General features: G+C 70.3%; 3 protein-coding genes and 1 pseudogene. All 4 read left to right on the top strand.

Translation table 11 applies throughout. The annotated features are described in order from the left end of the window. Positions 1-1,065: metallopeptidase TldD-related protein (locus JNW91_RS29500; protein ID WP_203178781.1), on the top strand; the 1,065-nt coding region annotated here is incomplete at its 5' end. A gap of 264 nt (positions 1,066-1,329) precedes the next feature. Next, entirely contained in the window at positions 1,330-2,136 is an 807-nt protein-coding gene (locus JNW91_RS29495; protein ID WP_203178779.1) for a hypothetical protein, read from the top strand. A gap of 12 nt (positions 2,137-2,148) precedes the next feature. Continuing rightward, positions 2,149-4,077 (top strand): fumarate reductase/succinate dehydrogenase flavoprotein subunit, encoded by a 1,929-nt coding sequence (locus tag JNW91_RS29490; protein ID WP_203178778.1) that lies wholly within the window; start codon positions 2,149-2,151, stop codon positions 4,075-4,077. Continuing rightward, positions 4,074-5,137, top strand: a pseudogene (locus JNW91_RS29485) (succinate dehydrogenase/fumarate reductase iron-sulfur subunit). The gene JNW91_RS29490 and the pseudogene JNW91_RS29485 overlap by 4 nt, the downstream one beginning before the upstream one ends. The last annotated feature ends 38 nt before the right edge of the window (positions 5,138-5,175 follow it).

Here is a 5,175-nt window from a genome sequence, read left to right as displayed (position 1 = left end):
GTCGACGAGGCGACCGCGTACGCCGAGCCGGATCAGCGGGCCGACCGGGTGGGCGCGTTCGTGGCCGCCGCCGGGGGCCTCAGCACCGCCGGTTACTGCCGTACCGCGCACCGCTCGTCGGCGTTCGCCAACTCGGCCGGGCACACGGCGCACGGCCGCTCCGCGGACGCCGCGATGGACGGCATCGCCCGCCGCGACGGCGCGGACGGGGTGGCCCGGCGCTACGCCGACCGGCTGTCCGATCTCGACGGTGCCGAGTTGGGCGCGCACGCCGCCGCGAAGGCGCAGGCCGCCGCCGACCCGGTCGAGCTGCCGTCCGGGCGGTACGAGGTGGTTTTCGAGCCGGCCGCCGTGGCGGACCTGCTACAGAACCTGTCCTGGTACGGCTTCAACGGCAAGCGGTACGCCGAGCGGCAGTCCTTCGCCGATCCGGGCGCGGCGCAGTTCGACTCGTCGGTGACCCTGGTGGACGACCCGTTGGGCGCGTCCGGGCTGCCGTTCGACGCCGAGGGCACCGGTCGACGGGCGCTGACCCTGGTCGAGGCGGGCACCACCCGCGCGGTGGCGCACGACCGCCGGACCGCCGTCGAGGCGGGCGCGGAGTCCACCGGGCACGCGGGCTCCGGTGGCGCCACCTGGGGCCCGATGGCCCGCAACCTGTGCCTGTCCGGCGCGGTCGCGGGGCCGGTCAGCGCGGCGGGCCGGAACAGCACCGGCGCGGCGGCCGGAGCGGTCGTCGACGAGGACACCGCGGCGCTGGTCGCCGGAGTGCGCCGAGGGCTGCTGGTCAGCGATCTCTGGTACACGCGGGTGCTCGACCCGAAGAGCCTGGTCATCACGGGGCTGACCCGCAACGGCGTCTGGCTGATCGAGGACGGCACGGTGGTCCGGGCGGTCCGCGATCTGCGGTTCACCGAGTCGTACCCCCGGGCGCTCGGGCCGGGGGCGGTGCTCGGGCTGGGCGCACGGCCGGTGCGCCAACCGGACCGGGTGGACGGTGCCTGGTGGGGCGCCCCCTCGGTGCGGCTGGCGTCCTGGCACTTCACCGGGGGCGCCTCCGGCTGAGCGGGCCGTCCGGACAGTGACGTTCTTAACACCGTGCCATCGATCGGCGTGCCAGGGCTTTTCCGCAGGCCGCACACACGGGACACTCCCTTGCGCGGACGGCTCGCGAAGATCGGCGTAACGTGTGTCACTTAGCTGCGTCGGTCGATCCGGCGTGGTCGTTGGTGTGCGCATGACGTGGCAGCGGGTGCGGGTTCGCCGGTCCGCGTGCCGACCGGAGAAAGATCAGCCCGCCCGTACGGGCCCGTCGAGGAGACGACTCGAATGACTTCAACGGCAACGAGGCCGCGGGGAGCGCGGGCGCGCGCCGCCATCGCGGCGAAGACGTTGCGTACCGACCGATGGTGGTTCGCCCCCCTGATCACCGTGATCGGGCTCAGCGCCTGGGTGGCGTACGCGACGGTCCGGGTCTTCATGCACAACAACTACTGGGTCCCGGAGCACCACTACCTGACCCCGTTCTACTCCCCGTGCGTGACCGAGCGGTGCGTCGAGGGCGCCGCCCACTTCGGCCGGTTCCTGCCCGGCTGGTGGATCATCCCGGACGCCGCGCTGACCCTGCCGTTCCTGCTGCTGTTCCGGCTCACCTGCTACTACTACCGCAAGGCCTACTACCGGTCGTTCTGGCTGTCGCCGCCGGCCTGCGCCGTCCCGGACGGCCACAAGGAGTACGGCGGTGAGACCCGCTTCCCGCTGCTCGGGCAGAACCTGCACCGCTACTTCTTCTACGCCGCCGCGATCATCTCGCTGATCAACACCTGGGACGCGATCCTCGCCTTCCACTCCCCCAAGGGCTTCGGCTTCGGGCTGGGCAACATCGTCCTGCTGGTCAACGTGGTGATGCTCTGGGCGTACACCATCTCCTGCCACTCCTGCCGGCACATCATCGGCGGGCGGCTCAAGCACTTCTCCAAGCACCCGGTGCGCTACCGGGCCTGGACCTTCGTCTCGGCGTTGAACGTCCGGCACATGCAGCTCGCCTGGGTCACCCTCGGCACCCTCGCGCTGACCGACTTCTACGTGATGGCGCTCGCGGCCGGCTGGTTCAACGACCTGCGGTTCATCAACTAAAGGGCCCCTGACATGACCACTACCACTCGCATCGAACGACACCACTACGACGTCGTCGTCATCGGGGCCGGCGGCGCCGGTCTGCGCGCGGCGATCGAGGCCCGGCTCGCCGGCAAGAAGACCGCGATCATCTCCAAGTCGCTGTTCGGCAAGGCGCACACGGTCATGGCCGAGGGCGGCGCCGCCGCCGCGATGGGCAACGTGAACAGCCGGGACAACTGGCAGGTGCACTTCCGCGACACCATGCGCGGCGGCAAGTTCCTCAACAACTTCCGGATGGCCGAGCTGCACGCGAAGGAGTCGCCGCAGCGGATCTGGGAGTTGGAGACGTACGGCGCGCTCTTCGACCGCACCAAGGACGGCAAGATCTCGCAGCGCAACTTCGGCGGCCACGAGTACCCGCGGCTGGCGCACGTGGGCGACCGGACCGGCCTGGAGCTGATCCGCACCCTCCAGCAGAAGATCGTCTCCCTTCAGCAGGAGGACCACCGGGAGCACGGCTCGTACGACGCCCGGATCAAGGTGTTCTCCGAGACGACCATCACCGAGCTGCTGCTCGACGGTGACCGGGTCGCCGGAGCGTTCGGCTACTACCGGGAGTCGGGCGAGTTCATCCTCTTCGAGGCGCCGGCCGTCGTGCTGGCCACCGGTGGCGTCGGACGCTCCTACAAGGTCACCTCGAACTCGTGGGAGTACACCGGGGACGGGCACGCGTTGGCGCTGCGCGCCGGGGCGACGCTGATCAACATGGAGTTCCTCCAGTTCCACCCGACCGGCATGGTCTGGCCGCCGTCGGTGAAGGGCATCCTGGTCACCGAGTCGGTGCGCGGTGACGGTGGCGTCCTGAAGAACTCCGAGGGCAAGCGGTTCATGTTCGACTACGTCCCCGACGTCTTCCGCAACCAGTACGCGGAGACCGAGGAGGAGGCGGACCGCTGGTACACCGACCCGGACAACAACCGTCGTCCGCCGGAGCTGCTGCCCCGCGACGAGGTGGCCCGCGCGATCAACAGCGAGGTCAAGGCCGGTCGGGGCTCCCCCGCCGGTGGTGTCTTCCTGGACATCGCGAGCCGGCGTTCCGCCGACGAGATCCGCCGTCGACTGCCGTCGATGTACCACCAGTTCAAGGAACTGGCCGACGTCGACATCACGGCCGAGCCGATGGAGGTCGGGCCGACCTGCCACTACGTGATGGGCGGCGTCGAGGTGGACCCGGACTCGGGCGCCGCCTTCGGCCACGTACGCGGCCTGTTCGCCGCCGGTGAGGTCTCCGGCGGTATGCACGGCTCCAACCGGCTGGGCGGCAACTCCCTGTCCGACCTGCTGGTCTTCGGCAAGCGGGCGGGCGGGCACGCCGCCAGTTACGCCGACGGGCTGGCTGCCCGGCCGAAGGTGGCCGTGGACGCGGTCGAGGCCGCCGTGGAGACCGCCCTGGCTCCGCTGCAACGCGACACCGGCGAGAGCCCGTACACCCTTCAGCAGGACCTCCAGGCGGTCATGGGGGACCTGGTCGGCATCATCCGCCGGGAGGGCGAGCTGGCCGACGCGCTGGTTCGGCTCGCCGAGCTGCGCGAGCGGGTCGCCAAGGTGAGCGCGGTCGGTGGTCGGCGCTACAACCCGGGCTGGCACCTCGCGCTGGACCTGCGCAACATGCTGGTGGTCTCGGAGTGCACCGCGAAGGCGGCGCTGGAGCGGCAGGAGTCGCGCGGCGGGCACACCCGGGAGGACTATCCGGCGATGGAGCCGAAGTGGCGGCAGGTCAACCTGGTCTGCGCGCTGGACGGCGACACCGTGCAGCTGACCCGCAAGCCGCTGCCGAAGATGCGGCCGGAGCTGATCGGCCTCTTCGACCGGGCCGAGCTGGCCAAGTACCTCACCGACGAGGAGCTCGCCGACTTCGACGCCCTCGTTGCCGACGCTGGAGAGGCGGACAACCGATGAGCGCGAAGCGTCAGTTCCGGATCTGGCGGGGCGACGAGACCGGCGGCGACCTCCAGGACTACATGGTGGAGGTGAACGAGGGCGAGGTGGTCCTCGACGTCATCCACCGCTTGCAGGCCACCGACGCGCCCGACCTGGCCTGCCGGTGGAACTGCAAGGCCGGCAAGTGCGGCTCCTGCTCCATGGAGATCAACGGTAAGCCGCGGCTGAGCTGCATGACCCGGATGTCGACCTTCGGCGACGACGAGACCGTCACGGTCACCCCGCTGCGCACCTTCCCGGTCATCCGGGACCTGGTCACCGACGTCTCGTTCAACTACGAGAAGGCGCGGGAGACGCCAGCGTTCGCCCCACCGCCGGACGTGGCCCCGGGTGACTACCGGATGCAGCAGGTCGACGTGGAGCGCTCGCAGGAGTTCCGCAAGTGCATCGAGTGCTTCCTGTGCCAGAACGTCTGCCACGTGATCCGTGACCACGAGGAGAACAAGCAGGCGTTCTCCGGGCCGCGGTACTTCATCCGCGCGGCCGAGCTGGACATGCACCCGCTGGACACCCGGACCGACCGCAAGGAGTACGCCCAGGCCGAACAGGGCCTTGGTTTCTGCAACATCACCAAGTGCTGCACCGAGGTCTGCCCCGAGCACATCAAGATCACCGACAACGGGATCATCCCCATGAAGGAACGGGTCGTCGACCGCAGGTACGATCCCCTTGTGTGGCTTGGTAGCAAGATCTTCCGGCGGGGCGAGACGCCCCAGACCAGCGTGACCACCGCCCGTCAGGGCTCGGCGACGCCGTCGAGCGCGACCCGGAGCGGGATCCACTCGCATGCGGGTGCTCCCACGACCCGCGGGCCGAGGCGCAGGCGCAGAGCGGCGTCAACTGGGATCGGGAGGTGCCCCACCCGACCGCGCCGGCGGTCGACGACCGGGGCAGGCTTCCGCTGACCGAGCTCACCTTCGACCGGGCCGCCGCGCCGTCGCCGTTCGGCGACGACGTGACCTTCCCGCTGCCTCCGGAGCACCTCAACTTCGCCCACCCGGAGCAGGACAAGCACTGACCATCTGAACGACGACGGGGCCGCGGCTACAGCCGCGG

The organism is Micromonospora parastrephiae (assembly GCF_016802865.1).
Lineage (GTDB): Bacteria > Actinomycetota > Actinomycetes > Mycobacteriales > Micromonosporaceae > Micromonospora > Micromonospora parastrephiae.
This window is presented reverse-complemented; position numbering and strand designations above follow the sequence as displayed.